14 protein-coding genes are annotated in these 16,894 nt (G+C 45.1%); 9 read left to right on the top strand and 5 right to left on the bottom strand.

Annotated elements, in window-relative coordinates:
- Positions 1-321: 321 nt before the first annotated feature.
- Positions 322-3,090, bottom strand: coding sequence for an HAD-IC family P-type ATPase (locus tag JGK11_RS05660; protein ID WP_293176959.1), 2,769 nt, complete (start codon positions 3,088-3,090; stop codon positions 322-324).
- Positions 3,091-3,573: 483 nt separating this feature from the next.
- Between JGK11_RS05660 and JGK11_RS05655 the strand changes: the two genes are divergently transcribed.
- Complete coding sequence (locus tag JGK11_RS05655; protein WP_293192335.1) at positions 3,574-4,596, top strand: cysteine peptidase family C39 domain-containing protein; 1,023 nt, start codon at positions 3,574-3,576, stop codon at positions 4,594-4,596.
- 243 nt (positions 4,597-4,839) lie between these two features.
- Here the strand turns inward: JGK11_RS05655 and JGK11_RS05650 are convergent, their stop codons facing one another.
- Entirely contained in the window at positions 4,840-5,883 is a 1,044-nt protein-coding gene (locus JGK11_RS05650; RefSeq protein ID WP_293192337.1) for an isochorismatase, read from the bottom strand.
- 200 nt (positions 5,884-6,083) lie between these two features.
- Here JGK11_RS05650 and JGK11_RS05645 point away from each other — a divergent pair, with 200 nt between their 5' ends.
- Positions 6,084-6,815 carry a TVP38/TMEM64 family protein gene (locus JGK11_RS05645; RefSeq protein WP_293210919.1) on the top strand — a complete coding sequence of 244 codons (732 nt, stop codon included), beginning with the start codon at positions 6,084-6,086 and terminating at the stop codon, positions 6,813-6,815.
- 16 nt (positions 6,816-6,831) lie between these two features.
- Positions 6,832-8,367, top strand: coding sequence for a mercuric reductase (locus JGK11_RS05640; RefSeq protein ID WP_293210917.1), 1,536 nt, complete (start codon positions 6,832-6,834; stop codon positions 8,365-8,367).
- Between the two features lie 166 nt (positions 8,368-8,533).
- Here the strand turns inward: JGK11_RS05640 and JGK11_RS05635 are convergent, their stop codons facing one another.
- The 3 genes from JGK11_RS05635 to JGK11_RS05625 form a co-directional block, all read right to left on the bottom strand.
- Positions 8,534-9,100, bottom strand: coding sequence for a Uma2 family endonuclease (locus tag JGK11_RS05635; protein ID WP_325314844.1), 567 nt, complete (start codon positions 9,098-9,100; stop codon positions 8,534-8,536).
- A gap of 141 nt (positions 9,101-9,241) precedes the next feature.
- The gene (locus JGK11_RS05630; protein ID WP_293176971.1) at positions 9,242-10,090 is read right to left on the bottom strand and encodes an AAA family ATPase; all 849 of its coding nucleotides are present in this window, start codon (positions 10,088-10,090) and stop codon (positions 9,242-9,244) included.
- A 106-nt stretch (positions 10,091-10,196) separates the two neighbouring features.
- Positions 10,197-11,282, bottom strand: coding sequence for a T4 RnlA family RNA ligase (locus JGK11_RS05625; RefSeq protein WP_293197190.1), 1,086 nt, complete (start codon positions 11,280-11,282; stop codon positions 10,197-10,199).
- 192 nt (positions 11,283-11,474) lie between these two features.
- On the opposite strand from JGK11_RS05625, the gene JGK11_RS05620 reads away from it, so the two are divergent.
- From JGK11_RS05620 to JGK11_RS05595, 6 genes are all read left to right on the top strand, one after another.
- Positions 11,475-12,035: a hypothetical protein gene (locus tag JGK11_RS05620; protein ID WP_293210915.1), complete on the top strand. Its 561-nt coding sequence runs from the start codon at positions 11,475-11,477 to the stop codon at positions 12,033-12,035.
- A gap of 158 nt (positions 12,036-12,193) precedes the next feature.
- Entirely contained in the window at positions 12,194-13,198 is a 1,005-nt protein-coding gene (locus JGK11_RS05615) for a hypothetical protein (protein ID WP_293191440.1), read from the top strand.
- Positions 13,199-13,268: 70 nt separating this feature from the next.
- Complete coding sequence (locus JGK11_RS05610) at positions 13,269-13,505, top strand: type II toxin-antitoxin system prevent-host-death family antitoxin (protein WP_293210913.1); 237 nt, start codon at positions 13,269-13,271, stop codon at positions 13,503-13,505.
- Positions 13,502-13,939, top strand: coding sequence for a type II toxin-antitoxin system VapC family toxin (locus JGK11_RS05605; protein ID WP_293210911.1), 438 nt, complete (start codon positions 13,502-13,504; stop codon positions 13,937-13,939). Before JGK11_RS05610 ends, JGK11_RS05605 begins: the two co-directional genes overlap by 4 nt.
- 349 nt (positions 13,940-14,288) lie before the next feature.
- Positions 14,289-15,260 carry a hydroxymethylbilane synthase gene (hemC, locus tag JGK11_RS05600; protein WP_293176980.1) on the top strand — a complete coding sequence of 324 codons (972 nt, stop codon included), beginning with the start codon at positions 14,289-14,291 and terminating at the stop codon, positions 15,258-15,260.
- A gap of 492 nt (positions 15,261-15,752) precedes the next feature.
- On the top strand, positions 15,753-16,583 hold the full coding sequence (locus tag JGK11_RS05595; protein ID WP_293176982.1) for a S1C family serine protease: 831 nt from the start codon (positions 15,753-15,755) through the stop codon (positions 16,581-16,583).
- The last annotated feature ends 311 nt before the right edge of the window (positions 16,584-16,894 follow it).

The following is a 16,894-nucleotide window of genomic DNA, read 5'->3' as shown; positions in this document are numbered from 1 at the left end:
CTGCTTTGCAGTATATCAGAATTTTTTTAATTTGGTTGATATTTATAATTTATTTTGAGTATTAATTCTTGATTCTGAGCTTGACTTTGGCTTCGGTGTATGTATATAACAATAATTGTTTTTTATCGGAATAATTTACCGCAGAGGATGCAGAGGGAGTGAAGAGAGAGATGAATAATAGCGATGCTAACGGAATTGATATTACGCGATCGCACTTTTGATAATAAACCATCATTGGTTTGTAGTGAGGAATGCGAGTCAAGCGTCATGGATGCGGACTCGCATTCCTCACTACGAACCTTTAGCGAAGGCTGAATCCTATTAGTTTGGCGGATCGAAGCGGTTGACAGAGAGGGCAACGCCAATCATGGGTAACGCGACGCCGAAGCAAATCAGCCACTGATCTAGGTTCATTGGAGCTGTCTCGAAGATGCGATTGATAAACGGAGAATTAGCAAAGATAATCTGCAAAATTACAGCTACGACAATGCCGACACCGAGGGCGGGAGCTCCGCTAACTTTTTCCTGAGAACCGCTAAATTTAGCCATCAAAGAAGGTAACAATTGGCTGAGACTCAGTAGGTAAAAAATTCTGCCCATTACTAAAGCTTGAATCGCCATTGTTCGGGCTAGTGGCAAAGTTCCCCAATCGGCTTGACGCACCCATTCAAACATTCCGAAAATTATTGTCCAATTGTACAGAGAAATAGCTAAGATGCGTTTGATCCGATTTTCAGTCAGGAAAGGTTCGTTGACTGGGCGCGGCTGCTGTTTCATCACTCCGGGAGACTTGGGCTCGAAAGCAAGGGGCACAGTCATGGTGATCGAGTTGAGCATATTCAGCCAGAGGATTTGTAGCGACAAAATCGGCAATTCTCGGCCGAGTAGAGTGCTGAGCAAAATTGTCATTGATTCTCCGCCGTTGACTGGGAGAATGAAGCTGATGGATTTAAGTAGGTTTTTGTAGACCGATCGCCCTTCTTCTACCGCAGATTCGATCGACGCAAAGTTATCATCGGTCAAAATCATGTCGGCGGCTTCCTTAGAAACCTCCGTACCGCTACCCATTGCGATGCCGATATCGGCTTGTTTGAGGGCGGGGGCGTCGTTAACGCCGTCTCCTGTCATCGCCACAATTTCGCCTTTTTGCTGCAAAGCTTCTACGAGGCGCAGTTTTTGTTCTGGGGCGACGCGCGCAAAAACTGAGCCGGCTTCTACGGCTTCGGCGAGGGCATTTTTGTCCATGGCGGCGAGTTGGGCGCCGGTGTAGGCTACAAGTTCTCTATTGTGTTTGGTTTTGCGGAATCCCATGCGGCGGGCGATCGCCCTGGCGGTAGCGATGTGATCGCCGGTAATCATTTTAACTTGGATGCCGGCGGTTTGGCAGGCTTGGACGGCGGCGATCGCAGAGGCCCGCGGCGGGTCGATCATGCCTTGGAGTCCGAGGAAAACTAGCCCTGATTCTACGTCTGAGTGAGCAACGGATCCCTGTTCGTGGGGAACGATTTTTTTAGCAAAAGCTAGGACGCGCAAGCCTTGATCGGCCATTGCATCGACTTGGTGGTGGATTTGCTGGCGATCGACTTCTGTCGAATTTCCTTCAGTGTCGAGACTGGAACCGCAGCGGGTGAGAATTGATTCGACGGAACCTTTGACATACAAAATTTTGTCGCTTGTCGGAGTTCGATGCAGTGTCGCCATGTATTGAAACTGAGATTCAAAGGGAATTGAATCGAGGCGCGGCATGGATTTTTCCAAGACTTGCTGGCTGAGTTCTGCTTTTTTACCTGCTGCAATTAAAGCTCCTTCTGTCGGATCGCCGACGACAATCCAATCGTTATCTTTGAATTCTAAGTGAGAGTCGTTGCAGATCATTCCGGCTTGCAAACATTCTTGCAAAGCTGGAGATTGATTGACACTAATTGGTAGTTGGTTGAGTTCAATGTCGCCTTCTGGACTGTAACCTGTACCTGTAACGGAGTAGGATTTGCCACCAGAATAGATTTCTTGCACTGTCATCTGATTTTCTGTCAAAGTTCCGGTTTTGTCAGAACAAATGACTGTGGCGCCGCCGAGGGTTTCTACTGCGGGGAGTTTGCGGACGATCGCGTGTTTGGCGGCCATCCGGGAAACACCGACGGCGAGGGTGACGGTAATGACGGCGGGGAGGCCTTCGGGGATGGCGCCGACGATGAGGGCGACTGCTGGTTCGACTGCTTCTTTAAAGGCTGAAACTCCGGCTGGGACTGGTCGCCCTAAACGCACTGCAAAGGTCAAGGTTGCCATTGCGAGGACAAATAGCAGCCAGTTTTGACTGAATTGATTAAATTTGCGGGTGAGGGGCGTGGTGAGGTCGATGTGGCGATCGAGCAATTGGGAGATTTTGCCGGTTTCGGTTTTATTGGCGATCGCAATTACGATACCGCTACCTTGGCCGAAGGTAACAAAACTGCCAGCATAGGCCATGTTATCGCGTTCTGCGAGCGGCGTTTCTTCTGGCAAAACCAAGTTTCCCGCCTGTCCGAGTTGTTTTTCAACAGCAACGGATTCGCCTGTAAGTCCAGATTCATCTATTTGCAAGTCGCGGACTTTCACTAAGCGCAAATCGGCGGGTACTTTGTCACCGGAAGTCAGGGTTACTAAGTCGCCCACAACAAGTTCTTTTGAGGGAACTCTTAATTTCTTGCCACCTCGAATGACTGTGGCTTCTGTGGTAACAGCTTTAGCTAGGGCATCGATTTTTTTCTCAGCCCCAGCTTCTTGGATGAAACTGATAATAGCGTTGGTAGTTGTTACGCCCCAAATTACGCTGGCATTCAGCCATTCTCCAATCAGTGCTTTGATTAAACCGGCACTCAGTAAGATTATCAGGAGGGGTTGGTTAAATTGCAGTATAAATTTTAACCAGGCTGGTTTCCCTGCTTTAACTGTTAGTTCGTTTGGCCCGAATTTTTGTTGGCGACTGGCTGCTTCTGCTGGATCGATACCGTTTTCCAGATTGGTTTCTAATTGAGTTGCAACTTTGGATCTTTCTAAGTAGTGCCAATATTGCTCTGCTACGTCTACATCGTTGGCGGCTTTTGCTGGCATAATTTTTCCTGGATTTTTGTTGTTTGGCGAGCTTTCTTTTATCGATATTGAATCAGCGCGCTCAATACAACTCCTCGCTCGTTGGAGCGTGAATATATTGAGCGACAAGAGGGTTGATTAATTGTTTGAAGGCGTTTTGACTTCAATCTATCTTACAGCAGATGTGTCTGTCTTTGCCAATTGGTTTGGGAAATTCTTTTCGGTGCTAAATCTTTTTTGGGAGTTTTCCGAACAGGTAAAAAAAGCTACTCAACTTCTTGACAGATGGCAAGTTTTAGGTTGTATAGATTCCTGAACAATTTAGCATAAACAGTTTGATTTCCGTACTCTGTAACTGTCAACTATCCACTGGTATATGTCTTCCTTGTCTTGTTTATTTGGCAGTTTTCTGCTGTGAGATTTTCCGACTGTCGCCCTGCGCCCACGGGCGATCGCGAGTGCGCGCGTGTTACAACCTAGGCTAAGGAACAAAATTGTGATCTCATGGAAATAGTGGTAACGCTGCTGCTGGGTTCGGCGCTGTTTGTCTGGGGAATGCGCGCAGGAAAGGCGTTAGTGCGATCGGGAGTGACGGCTAACGATCTGTTTAAGGGCCGAAACTCGATCGCCCTGCTGTTTTTGGGTTTTTACTTTGGCTTGCTGCTGCTGGCGTTAAATCTGCCTCAAATGCCTGTTTTGCCGATCGAGTGGCGATTCCATGGGATGCGAGTAACTTGGACTCTGCTGCGGGTGATGCTGATGGGAGTCTGCGGTATTGGGTTTACTGTAAGTTGGCTGACGGCGCGATCGCAAGTAATCGCAGTAATTTTAATTGGCTTGTTGGGATTGGGAGGATTTACAAGCGCTGAATCCTATTTTTTGGAGCCAATTTACGCTGATTTAATCGATAATTTGCAGCCAAACGGTGTATTTCGGCAAACATCTAGCAGCAGTTGTGCGCCTGCGGCGCTAGCAACCGTGTTGAGGCGTTGGGGAATCGAGGCGACGGAATCGAGTGTAGCGCGTTTAGCAGGAACCAGTCGCTTGGGAACTTCGATGCCGCAGTTAATCGTAGCAGCAAGAGCGTTGGGTTTGAACGCAATAGAATTGAGGCCGACTTGGGAGCAAATGCAGCAAATTAATCGCCCTGGCGTGCTGGCGGTTTGGCTGTTTGACGGCCCTCGGAAGTTACCGCACGCCGTGGCTTTGCTGGGAATGAATGACAGTGTAGCAGCGATTGGAGATCCGGCGCGGGGCAGGATTTTCTATTTAGACAGGGCGACTTTTGCCATGATTTGGCGGGAGGAGTACGTGCCGATTTTTCGTGCTACGGATATGTTGTTAAGTGACAAACAGGCTGTTGATTATTTGACTAAGTTAGGATATAATTCTGGTAATTTGCCAGCAGACATCGAGCGATTTCAAACAGACAAAAAAATGAAAGTCAGCGGCAAATTAGATAGAATGACTGAGTTAATGTTGAGCGGCCCTTTCTTGGAAGGAGTGCCGAGATTGGATGGAAAATAGTTATAAAAAATACCGCGCTCAAGTTTGTAGTGAGGACTTCAGTCCTCTTAAGTTTTTGAGGACTGAAATCCTCACGAAAAACCCGGGCTTTTAGCGCTCTTTCCTAATATTATAAAGAGCGCTGAAGCGCAACTACGTACCTAATTTGTCTAACGACAATAAAACCACCCTGTTTTTTAAGGGGGGGGTTAGGGGAATCGGTTTTCAGTTAAGCGTATTGTATCATAGCATTCATCAAATATCTCACAAACAAATACCAGCCCAACTATCAATTGACTGAGTAGATTTAACCACATTCATCCCCGCCTGCGCGAATCTTAAAAAAGCCGCATCTGCTTGTTCAGTAAAATCAACAACACCAGGAACAACCACCGGCGAAGTACAATCTTCCAACAAATAAACCTTCCTAGCCAACATAGAATCCCGCGCCACAATGTCAGTCAACAAATCATCAATCGTCCAAGCAACACAATGACTCTTCGCTTGTCCCGCAATAATTACCGCATCAAACTCTAACAACTTATCAATAAACCCAGCATTTTTATGAGCAATCGGATTTCCGTCGGCCCCATCTAAGACTTCCGGCTGCAAAACCGAATAGTTTTCAGTTAAGGGATTCCCACCTTTAATCTCAAAAAGTGCTTGACTGTGGCGCGCCATACTGTGAAAAAATATCGCTTCTTCCACCGCAGAAACCAGGGCGTGTCCAATCCCACCCAGCATCGAGTGATACGGCCAAATTGTCAAGGGAAATTTGCCATTGTCGCTGAGTTTCTGTACGTAGTGAAGGCAGTGTTTTTGTAGTTCCGCATAATTCCCACCCGCGATGCTATCGGCGACGGCTGGGTTGACTTTCCAAATTCCTTGCTGCACATCTTCCAGAGTAATTAATGTGGCGGCGGGAATGGGGTTTTCGCCTGCATCATCGATCCAAAATATGGGATGAAAAATTTGCATGGCGGTGTGCGTATCCATTGTCGGCGCAATCGTGGTAATTGCGTTTAAGTTGCGGTAGATGAATTCGCATAGGCGCAGGTTGTCATCAACAGCACCGCTACCGGAACGCCCGCCGACAAATAGTTCAAATTCCGGTACGCAAAATGTATTTTGGGCATCAATTATTAGCAAACAAATTCGCTTTTCGTCGCTAGCTGCTGGCTGAATACTATGTTTTAAAGCCCAATTATTAGCTTCATTCGCTCTTTCTTGATAGGGAACTCGCCAGATTTGACTGATTTTATGGGCATCGAAATATTCTGGAATTGGGAGTTGTGTTTTTGTGGTCATGGTTGATATGTTCAACAGTTGACAGTTGACAGTTGACAGTTGACAGTTTGAGAGCTACCTCTACCTAGAAGGAAGAGGATTGGAGTAATGAATATTCTGATTTTAATTTCTCCCTCAAGGGGAGAGGCTTTCAACCAATTCTTTCTGGTAAGTTAACAACTGCTATATAATGCTGGTATCTATTTATTTATCGGTCAATTATGGAGCCAGAAGCAAGTCAGATTTCTAGCAGCTATACTTTTAAAAGCAGATTGTTGTTTTTGTCGATCGCCCTTGCAGTCCCTCTGTTAATTGTAGCAACTAGATCCGCCTACGTTCAAGGACTGTTAAGAGCTGTTTTAATCCAAATCGAGCATTTAGGCGTCTGGGGCCCGATCGCCTTTATCGCTACCTACAACTTCGCTACGATACTATTTATACCTGGTTCCGTGCTGACCTTGGGAGGCGGAGTGCTGTTTGGGCTGTGGTGGGGTTCGATATACGTGTTAATCGCCGCCACCTTAGGGGCGACCTTTGCTTTTCTGATCGGGCGATACCTGTCGCGCGATCGCGTGGTAAAATATATGGAAGCTCACCCAAAGTTTCAAGCCCTCGATCGCGCCGTTGCTAAAGAAGGATTAAAAATAGTCTTTTTAACTCGTCTTTGTCCTTTATTTCCGTTCAATTTCTTGAATTACGCTTTGGGGATTACTCAGGTTTCTTTGAAAGATTATGTATTAGGTTCCTCCGGCATGATTCCGGGAACCGTGATGTACGTTTACTCAGGCTCTTTGGTAGGAAATATTGCTGCTATATGTACGGTAAATCAGCCTGCAAATCCTCAAGCCGAACTTGTAAAATGGTTGATTAATACCATCAGTTTTACGGCTGCTGTCGCCGTCACCGTCTATATAACTAGGATTGCTCGCAAAGCTTTAGATGAAACTATTTAATTAGGAAGATTTGCTCATGTCGCAGTCAAAAGTCGATCGCGTAACAGTCCCCCCGATGGACGAATACAACCAAAAATTAGTCTCCTACTTGCACCCGCCGGATTGGGTAAACCCGCAGCCCGCTAGCAGCTACAATTTAGTAGTAATTGGCGCCGGGCCCGCCGGATTAATTGTGGCTGCGGGCGCCGCAGGTTTGGGTGCGAAAGTTGCTTTGATTGAAAAACATTTGATGGGTGGCGACTGTTTGAATGTCGGTTGTGTCCCGTCAAAGGCTTTAATTCGATCGGCCCGCGCTGTCGGCGATATCTGGAATGCGAGTAAATTTGGTGTTAATGTTCCTAACAGTGCAGAAGTGGATTTTGCTGCTGTGATGGAACGGCTGCGCCGGATTAGGGCGGGAATCAGCGATGTCGATTCAGTCGATCGCTACCAGCACAAATTAGGAGTCGATGTTTTCTTAGGTTCCGGTAGTTTTACTAGCAATTCTACCATAGAAGTTGCAGGTCAAACTCTTAAATTCAAAAAAGCAGTAATTACCACAGGCGCAAGGGCGCTAGAACCGCAAATTCCCGGTTTGAAGGAAGCTGGATATTTGACAAATGAAACTGTATTTAACCTCACAGAAAAACCTCAGCGTTTGGCGGTAATTGGCGGTGGGCCGATCGGCTGCGAATTAGCCCAATCTTTTCGGCGCCTGGGTTGCAAAGTCGTGTTGCTGCACAAAAATGCTCAGATTTTGGACAAGGAAGATGTCGATGCTGCTACCATTGTGCAGGAAGCTTTTGTCAGGGAAGATATTCAATTAATTTTAGACTCAAAAATAGAGCGCGTTGAACAAACAAATGCAGGCAAAGTAGTTTATTATCAATCTCAAGGTAAGGAAGCGTCGGTAACGGTAGATGAGATTATTGTCAGCGTAGGGCGATCGCCAAACGTGGAAGGATTGAACCTAGAAACTGTCGGCGTGGAGTACGATACAGAAAAAGGCGTCTTTGTCAACGACAATTTGCAAACAACCAATCCCCGCATTTACGCCGCCGGTGACATTTGTATGAAGGATAAATTTACCCATGCTGCTGATTTTGCCGCCAGAATGGTCATCCAAAACACCCTGTTTTTCGGACGCAAAAAGCTCAGCACTTTGACGATACCTTGGTGTACTTATACTAGCCCAGAGGTGGCGCGCGTCGGAATGGGCGATCGAGAATTGCAAGCCGCGGGGATTGATGTCGATACGTTTTTGATTCCTTTCGATACAGTCGATAGAGCAATTATAGATGGTGAAGATGAAGGTTTTGTGAAAATTCACGTCAAGAAAGGCAGCGATAAAATATTAGGTGCAACTATTGTGGCGCGACACGCGGGAGATATGATTAGCGAGATTACTTTAGCAATGGTAAACAACATTGGTTTAGGAAAAATTGCTAGCGTCATTCATCCGTATCCAACGCAAGCCGAAGCAATTCGGAAAGCAGGAGATGCTTACAATCGCACTCGTTTGACTCCGTTTGTAAAAAATTTGTTCAATAAATGGCTGGCTTGGACGCGGTAAAAAATGCCATTATAATTTACGCACAAATTGTATCTAATCTTGTGGGATGGGCTTCTAGCCCGTCCGAAACATAAAAGTTAAAGGTGAAACAAATTATGTATGTTGATGTTTCTTGTGGGATGGGCTTCTAGCCTGTCCCGAATATGCAATTTAAATGTGAAATAGCCTATTTTTCAGTTTCTGTTTCCGTTTCTATTTCAAAGGTAACACCTTCATACAAAAGCTCGATCGCCAATTCAAATTCAATGCTTGACAAAGTTACAATCTCTCCAGCACTATAAGAATAGTAAAGCCACATTTTACCCTCACCCCGACAGTAACGTTCAACGGAGATTTTTTCAGAATCAATCAAGATATACTCTTGTAAAGTCGGAATTTTCAGGTAAGCCGTGAATTTTTCATCCCGATCCTTACCACTTGTACCGGGCGAGAGAACTTCCACAATTAGTTTCGGATGTTGAATAAACTTGCGCGCATTCATATCTTCAGGATCGCAACTAACTATCACATCCGGGTAATAGTAACGGCTGCGAGGACTGACTTGCAATTTAACATCTGACACGTTCGCGCGACAACCTCTAGAACGCAGATGAGGGCGCACAGCCGTGTAAAAATTAAGTGCAAGATCGTTATGGGGAATTGTACCGCCAGTCATCGCAAAGACTTCGCCGTTGACATATTCGTAGCGAATGTCTTGTTGCGCTTCCCATTCGAGATATTCCTCGAAGGTCATCCTTGGGGGTTGTTGGGGAATAGCTATCATATTGACAGTTGACAGTTGACAGTTGACAGTTGACAGGTAAAATTTGGATTCAATCTTACTTCGATTGTAGCATCACGGCCAGGGCGATTTATCGCCCGAATCCATCCTTCGTTAAAAATCCCCTTCATCTACTTGAAATACAGTCAATCCCAACGATCGCCACATATCAACCACCTGCTGGCGATCGTCCAATACAAACTTAACATTATATTGCCCTGCAATCTGCTGCCGATAGATTTCCTCCTTCATAATCGCATCCTTCCTCATATCCCCAGTTTTCCGCATATAGAGACCTGCATAATTCACCTCGTATTGCCGCAACCATTGTTCAGTCTGAGGTTGACAGTCATCGGTTCTGCCCGATACTACGATAATATTAACGCTAGACTGCCACTTGCGGATGGTATCTAGGACAGGCTGATTCGGTAAATCGCGATCGCACTTTGAAGCATCAAAAGGATTTCTACCATTGAGAAGCGCTAATGTACCGTCCATATCCACAAGAATTGCATCCGGCAAATCCGGGTTATATTCCGGCGGCGCAACCGGAACCCGCACGTACTTATTGTACATCTTCATTATCACATCTTTACCCACCGAATTAAGTCTTTTCAAATCCCGTTTAATACACTCCTCCACCGGAACTTGCAGGAAAGAATCATTAACTTCAACGATGGCTTTACCCTTAACCAACTCTTTGATATGTTCGATATGCGGCCCGAAATTAGTATCGTCCACAATCACGTGCTTGCCACTTTCCAAAGCCATCAGAATAATCGTATCTCTCAACTGCACAATAAACTTTTCATTCGCCGGAGACCAATGAGAAGCGTGAGCCATTTCTCGAAGTAAATCTTTATTGCTACGCACCCATCTTGCAGGTTCAGACAGCAGCAATTCTCTCGCAAATAGAGATTTTCCAGAAGCAGGTAAGCCGACAAGTACAATAACTCTTTTCATAGTAATGGGTAATGGATAATTGGTAATTTGCAACTTAATTCTTTAGTCCGCGGAGGCGGACTTTGTTTGTGTAGTAGCGGTTTCAACCGCCGATTCTCTGCGAACCTCACAAACCTAAATTGATATAATCTAAACCCAATAACTCCTCTATCTTATGAATCGTAACATCGCGGAGAGCTTCTTTCACTCCCGCAACCCTGCGAGCCCGCAAAGAAAACAAAATCCCAGAATACGGCAAATGTTTGACAGCGAAGGCAAAATCTTTCTGCACTTCGATAGATTCGTGCTGTCGGTAAACCTCCTCGATTTCTTGAACTAACAATTCATATTTACTCTTAACTTTTTGATACAAGTCAATCCACTCGGGAAAATAAGCTAAAAACTCTTCTCCTTCATTAGTCAAAACAATTTCGATCATCCGCCGCGTCGAAAACCCTTCGCGAAGGTGGGAAATCGCCACATATTGCGGAGACTTAACCTTAACTCGGTTGAAGTTAGCATCGCAGATAATATACCCTTCTAAATCCATTGGATCTAAATGTTGAGCTGCTTCGATAACTTCTTTCCAGCTAGTTAAAGGATACGAATTGACTACTTTCCAGACATATCTGTTTGCCCAGAAAAGGGGATCTGTTTCTCGCAAGGTTTCAGTATTGCGAACCCCGTGCAGCACGATATCATTGTTTTTTTGCTGAACAACTATTCTATTATAAGGTGTCATCAACTCAAAGATAAAACACTCATCGGTTGCTTCCGGTAATTCATAGCCCAATTCTTTCCAGACTTTCCAAAACAGTTCGGCAAAGCTAAATCCAAAACCATTAACTTCACCCGCTGCATCGGGAGTGCCGCTAGATTGCACTCTCCATTCTCCCTGATAAAAATACAGTACAGTCAGAGAACCGTCTAACTTTTCATAAACTTTGGCGTGACTCCAATCAATCGCTGTGGCGTGGCCTTCCCCGTAATTAAAAAATTTGTCGTAGGGATAAGAAACTATTTCCCAGTTTTGAGATGAATCTAAAATAATACCTCGACACTGCTGGACTATTTTTTCGCCCAGCGGGGATTCTATCTGCGAGTATTTCAGGCAGACTAGATGAGGATATTGGCGGTGGCGGGTAACTTTGATATGATAAGTTTCGCACAAAGTTTCTAATCCGTGCTGGCGTAAATACTCTTGCAGTTCCACGTTTGACTCCTAAATTACTCGCCTTCTCTATTTTATCGGAAATTGCATATTTCCGTGCATTTGTAAAGAAAATTTAAACTTGCTTTTTTCCTGAATGCCTGTTGTGGCTTTTGTATTTGGGAGTTGTGTTGTAAATTAAGTGAACACGCTTGGGTGCCAAACTGGACTGTTTCGACATTGAGGACGAAAATAGTGAACAATAAATTATTACTTTTGGCGACTTCTGCGTGCGTATTGACTGCTTTAGTACCTGTATCACAAGTTTTCGGTGCGGGCAAGTTGCCGCAGATGCTGGCGGAAACAAAGCCTGTTGCTAAAGCTGATGCTGCCGTGCCTGTAAGTGAAATTTTGCCAAAGTTAAAAGGCAAAACGCAAGTACCTATTTTTATCCCCAGCTTGGTTCCTGTTTCGCAGAAACTTTACTATCGAACCCAAAGTAAACCCGACAGCTATATTGTTTCTATGGAGTTTACAGCAGATTGCAAAGGTACGGGCGCTTGCACTCTTGGGGAAATTCGAGGTCAAAAAGGTGGTGAGTTTTCTACTAAAATGGAAGGGGTAACTAAGACATTAAAAACTGTTCAACTTGCGGGCGGAGTGAAAGGAAATTTTCACGACGGTTGCGGGGCTTACTGTACGGCTAATCTTGAGTGGAAAACTCAGGGTTTTATGTATACTCTAGCCATTAGAAATGGAGGTGAAGCAGATTTAATTAAGATTGCAAATTCTGCTATTCAAGCTGGTAAACGCTAAGATAATTTGCGATTTTGTAGAGAAACGAAGCAATTTTAGTCCTGGCGATTGCTTCGTTCCTCGCAATGACAGAGAATATTATATATTTTGGGAGCCTTGAAACCAGTTAAGCTGGGGAAGCAAGAGAGAATGGTTGTGATGTCTACAGGGAAATCAGGATGAGGGGAAAAGGACTATTTTGGGCGATTTTTGCTGGTGTGGTGACTGCTTTGCCGATCGCACTTTTGACGCCCAACTCCGCGCTAGCACGTCCAGAAGTGTCTGTGACAGAAATTCGCTGGTTTAATTATACCTCCAAAGATGGCTGGCAATCCATCCAATTTATTGTGCCCGATCGCAATACTGCACAATCTACCAGCAGCCGCAAGCTGCGCCCCTACGACGTTCATCTTGCCAAGATGTTCGAGATTTCGCGTTTTTTGTGCGATCGCGATCGCACTTCTGAAGGTTACAATTGGTCTTACCAAGCCGAAAATGGCAACATTGACATGGGAATCTTCAAAATTAGCTGCGAGAAAGCCCGTTCCACCGCCATAACTTACGGATTAGGCAAACTCGAAAATACAGTCATTCGCCGCAACTTCGATCAAAAAGACGGCCGCCCTTCTCTTGCAGTTGTAAAATATTCAATTCCCACTCTGAACGTTGCTAAAAATAGAGTTTTACAGTGGAGAGATTATGTCCAAAAGTTTCCCCCAATCCCCAATAAGTCAGGTACAAATCAAGCTAAAACTCGTTTTCCTGTAAGTAACATTTTTGGGCAAATCAAAGGCAAAACACGAGTACCAGTTTTTCTGCCGAGTATGCTTCCTCTATCGGATACTCAGCAACTTGATTTTGATATCAAAGCTGGCTCCCACGGCTACATTGTTGGAATGTATTTCGGCAAAGGATGTCGCGGGGGAGCCTGTACTTTCGGCACAATTGAAGCGAAAAGAGATGAACCGATTTCGCCTCCTTCGCAATTGCCGAGAGATACTTACAGAAGTATTGAATTAGCAGGCGGAATGAAGGGAACTTATTTCAATAGTTGCGGTAATTACTGCATTGCTTCTGTTGAGTGGCAAAGGCTGGGGGTGTTGTATCGAGTAAGTCTCAAAAACGGACGGCAGTCAGATGTTGTTGCGATGGTAAATTCTGCACTTCAAGCAGGACAACGTTAATACTATTTTCGATTTTCGATTTTCGATTCCATTTGATGTACAATTTAATTGTACCTAAAAAACTAATAAGATGCCTGCGATTAGCGTTGAAGAAGCCAAGCAGAGTCTGCAAGATATCTTGGAAAAGGTGGCAAAAGGAGAAGAAGTGACAATCGTACAGGAGGGCAAAGTAGTAGCTCGTGTAGTCCCGCCCCTATCCAAGGAGCAGCGGTTAGCTAGGCGTAAAGCATTCCGAAACTCCATTAATGTCAAGGGCGAACCCCTGAGCGCAACAGTCATTAGGCTAAGGGAGGAAGCACGGTATTGATTTATATAGATACCAGCGTTCTTGTCCCCTTCTATTTACCAGAAGCTCTCAGCGATGCTGTTGATGAATTACTGAGGATTGAAGACAAACCTGCACTAAGTCAATTAGTTGAGGTGGAATTGTTTTCAGCAATTGCCCGCAAATTGCGAATGAGAGAAATTTCTGCTGAAGAGGCAAGACAAATAGCGCTCGATTTTCAAACTGACTTGGATGAAAATTTTTATACTCGCATCCCGTTAGAGCCCATTCATTACAATTTAGCTCGCGATTGGATTAGTCGCTTTGAAGTACCGTTGCGTACTTTAGATGCACTACATTTAGCAGTAGCAAGTTCTAATCAGTTGCTTTTGGTTACTGGCGATGAGGCTCTGGCTCGCAGTGCTCAGACTTTAGGAATTGAAGTTCAGTTATTGATTGCTGTAACTGAGAGCTAAAAGTTCGATCGCAATTACATCGCCCTTTTCCCCTCCTGTCTATATTTCTCTCTCCAAATCCCGCCACCTTTGAGCTAACTCTGCCGCCGGCTTCTACCGCGTTCATCCGCATTAACTCTAGGAAAATCATACATCCTCGGCTGCCTTTGGCTCGAAATGCCGATCGACTCAAGCCACCCAAGCCAACGCAAAATTGGAAACACCCTTAAAGCTCGCTGCTGCCGATCAATATCTGGTATTACTATTTTATCGCCCGAATTGTCCCAACCAGCAATTAAAGTCCCCACCTGCGGTACGCTAGATCAGGTGAATATACTGGCTCATTTCAAGCTATCCTGCGATCGATCTTATGTCCCCAACCACATCTGCCCCTTCCCGAACCGTCCGCATCGGTTCCCGCAAAAGCCAACTCGCCCTCGTTCAAACCCACTGGGTGCAAGCAGAATTACAGAAACGCTTCCCGCAACACACTTTTGAAGTCCACACCATGTCCACCCAAGGGGACATAATTCTTGATGTCGCCCTCGCTAAAATCGGCGACAAAGGACTTTTCACCAAAGAATTAGAAACGGGAATGCTGAACCGTGAAACGGACTTTGCCGTGCATTCCCTCAAAGATTTACCGACCAACTTACCCGAAGGTTTAATATTAGGATGTGTCACCGAACGGGAAAATCCCGCTGACGCCCTGGTAGTTCACTCCAAGCACAAAGACAAGCAACTTGACACCCTCCCCGAAGGTGCAGTAATCGGCACTTCTTCCCTCCGCAGGCTGGCTCAACTGCGGCACCATTTCCCTCATTTTGTATTCAAAGATATTCGCGGCAATCTCAATACTCGACTCGCTAAATTAGATGATGGCGGTTACGACGCGATTATTTTAGCAGTTGCCGGACTCGAAAGATTGGGAATGGGCGATCGCATCCACCAAGTTATCGATCCTGAAATCTCCCTCCACGCCGTCGGACAAGGTGCTTTGGGCATCGAATGCCGCGCCGGAGATCCAGAAATCCTGGAAGTTATTAAAGCTCTCGAACACTCCGAAACCGCCCAAAGATGTCATGCTGAACGCGCATTTCTGCGGGAATTAGAAGGCGGCTGTCAAGTACCCATTGGCGTCAATACCAATATAGAAAACGGTCAATTAACATTAACTGGAATGGTATCCAGTCTCGACGGCCAGCGATTCGTCAAAGATACTGTTTCCGGCGCAGCCGAGACTGCTGAAATGCTGGGAATAGACCTCGCTCACCGCCTGCGCGCCCAGGGAGCGAGTGTTATTTTAGAGGAAATTTTTGTCGAAGTTCAACGCGGTTCATAAATGCGATCGACATCTGTTTTTCACGGCTTTGAGACGCGATTTATCGCATTTGGTAAAATAAAAATAACTGGCGGTTCGCTTTTGTTTTGACAGGTACAATAGCAGTCTGATTGTAGATTTTAGATGGTGATTTTAAATAAAATTGCCAAATTCACAAATATCTGACTAATTTAGGATGCTCCGCAGGATGTTGAGAAACCCGGTTTATGGATAGATACCTTGCTGTAATACCAATTTTTTATGAGGCCCCGTAGAATCTGATCCCCCCAGCCCCCTTAAAAAGGGGGAGCAAGAATTCAAAGTCCCCCTTTTTAAGGGGGATTTAGGGGGATCCGGATATGTGCAACTTCACATTAAATTGCTGTAAAGCCCAGGATTTTTCGTAGCAACTGGGTTTCTTTGCATCAGCCCTATCATTGTCAATATACAATCCAAAATCTCCAATCAAACATCGACAATAAATCAACAACCTATTTCAGGGAAATGCAAAATATGAGCGCTCAGGAAACTCAATTAAAGCTAGAATTGGCAAAAGTTCAGCAACTTTATCGCAAAATGCAGGCCGATCGGAAAGCTTTGCAGCAGCAATTGAAAGAGTTTAAAACTCAGACAGGAAACTTTTCCGATGTCGTCGAGCAAGTCTTGCCTTCCGTAGTTTCAGTTTACGTGATGGATTGGGATACAGGAGAAGAAATTTCTTCCGGGAGTGGCTTTTTTGTATCTCCTGACGTAATTGTCACTAACTATCACGTTATCGAAGATATTGCCGATGAAGATTACTTCTACGAGGAAGATGAAGTCGAACAGGTTTTAGTGGAAACTTACGACGGAAAGTTGAGAATGGCAGAGGTGGTATTTACAGGTAATGCGGAAGAGGATTTAGCATTGCTGTTAATTACTGGTTTTATCATCGATCCGGCAACAGGGGAACAAGTGGAGTCTCCCGAAGAATATCCTCCCCTAGAATTGTCTTTTGATGTCAAAGTGGGCGATCGGGTAATTGCTGTGGGGAATCCTATGGGACAGTTTGCTGCAACTGTAACTCAAGGTATTATTAGTGCAATTCGCGAACCGGAAGAGTATGAGGTGGGCGAGGATGATGAGGATGAGATTGCCGAGGTGAAGGTGTTGCAAACGGATGCGGCGATTAATCCGGCAAATTCGGGCGGCCCGTTGATTAATATGGCCGGTCAAGTTGTTGGGGTGAACACGTGGGGATTGGAAGATGCTGATACTATTAATTTGGCGATCGCCTCTGTTGCATTGGATGACTTCTTGGCTGGATTTGAAGAAACTTTTGAGGGTGAACCTGATGAGGAATAGTCGCTAGTTGTCGGTAATCTGTGATTCGGGCGATCGCACTTTTTGTGAAAAGATGTGAAAAGGGCGATCGCTGACTTCAGCATAATATACTGAGTATGAGTTAACAGGTAAACCCTTGAGTCCTTATAAACGCCGACAACGCTATAGGGTAATAAACTTGGTTTTTTGCGATAGAAACTCAGTCATCCAAATAGTCACTACTGGTCAAACAGTTCCATTAAAGCCAGTTAATGTGCCGCGAATTTCATACTTATTACCATAGCGCGTTTGTTCGCTTGGTGTTGCATCTAGAGGCAAAATTTGTTCTCTTA

The sequence above is a fragment of the Microcoleus sp. PH2017_34_RAT_O_A genome (genome assembly GCF_020737885.1).
In the GTDB taxonomy this organism is placed as follows: Bacteria; Cyanobacteriota; Cyanobacteriia; order Cyanobacteriales; family Microcoleaceae; genus Microcoleus.
Note: the sequence above shows the minus strand (reverse complement) of the source record. Positions and strands in the feature narration are given on the sequence as shown.

What these genes read in the sequence shown, in the direction of transcription:
- JGK11_RS05645 (WP_293210919.1), top strand. Translation starts at nt 6,084, where the DNA reads ATGGAGCCAGAAGCAAGTCAGATTTCTAGCAGCTATACTTTTAAAAGC.
- hemC (WP_293176980.1), top strand. Translation starts at nt 14,289, where the DNA reads ATGTCCCCAACCACATCTGCCCCTTCCCGAACCGTCCGCATCGGTTCC.
- JGK11_RS05635 (WP_325314844.1), bottom strand. Translation starts at nt 9,100, where the DNA reads ATGACCTTCGAGGAATATCTCGAATGGGAAGCGCAACAAGACATTCGC.
- JGK11_RS05595 (WP_293176982.1), top strand. Translation starts at nt 15,753, where the DNA reads ATGAGCGCTCAGGAAACTCAATTAAAGCTAGAATTGGCAAAAGTTCAG.
- JGK11_RS05615 (WP_293191440.1), top strand. Translation starts at nt 12,194, where the DNA reads ATGAGGGGAAAAGGACTATTTTGGGCGATTTTTGCTGGTGTGGTGACT.
- JGK11_RS05660 (WP_293176959.1), bottom strand. Translation starts at nt 3,090, where the DNA reads ATGCCAGCAAAAGCCGCCAACGATGTAGACGTAGCAGAGCAATATTGG.
- JGK11_RS05640 (WP_293210917.1), top strand. Translation starts at nt 6,832, where the DNA reads ATGTCGCAGTCAAAAGTCGATCGCGTAACAGTCCCCCCGATGGACGAA.
- JGK11_RS05630 (WP_293176971.1), bottom strand. Translation starts at nt 10,090, where the DNA reads ATGAAAAGAGTTATTGTACTTGTCGGCTTACCTGCTTCTGGAAAATCT.
- JGK11_RS05655 (WP_293192335.1), top strand. Translation starts at nt 3,574, where the DNA reads ATGGAAATAGTGGTAACGCTGCTGCTGGGTTCGGCGCTGTTTGTCTGG.
- JGK11_RS05650 (WP_293192337.1), bottom strand. Translation starts at nt 5,883, where the DNA reads ATGACCACAAAAACACAACTCCCAATTCCAGAATATTTCGATGCCCAT.
- JGK11_RS05610 (WP_293210913.1), top strand. Translation starts at nt 13,269, where the DNA reads ATGCCTGCGATTAGCGTTGAAGAAGCCAAGCAGAGTCTGCAAGATATC.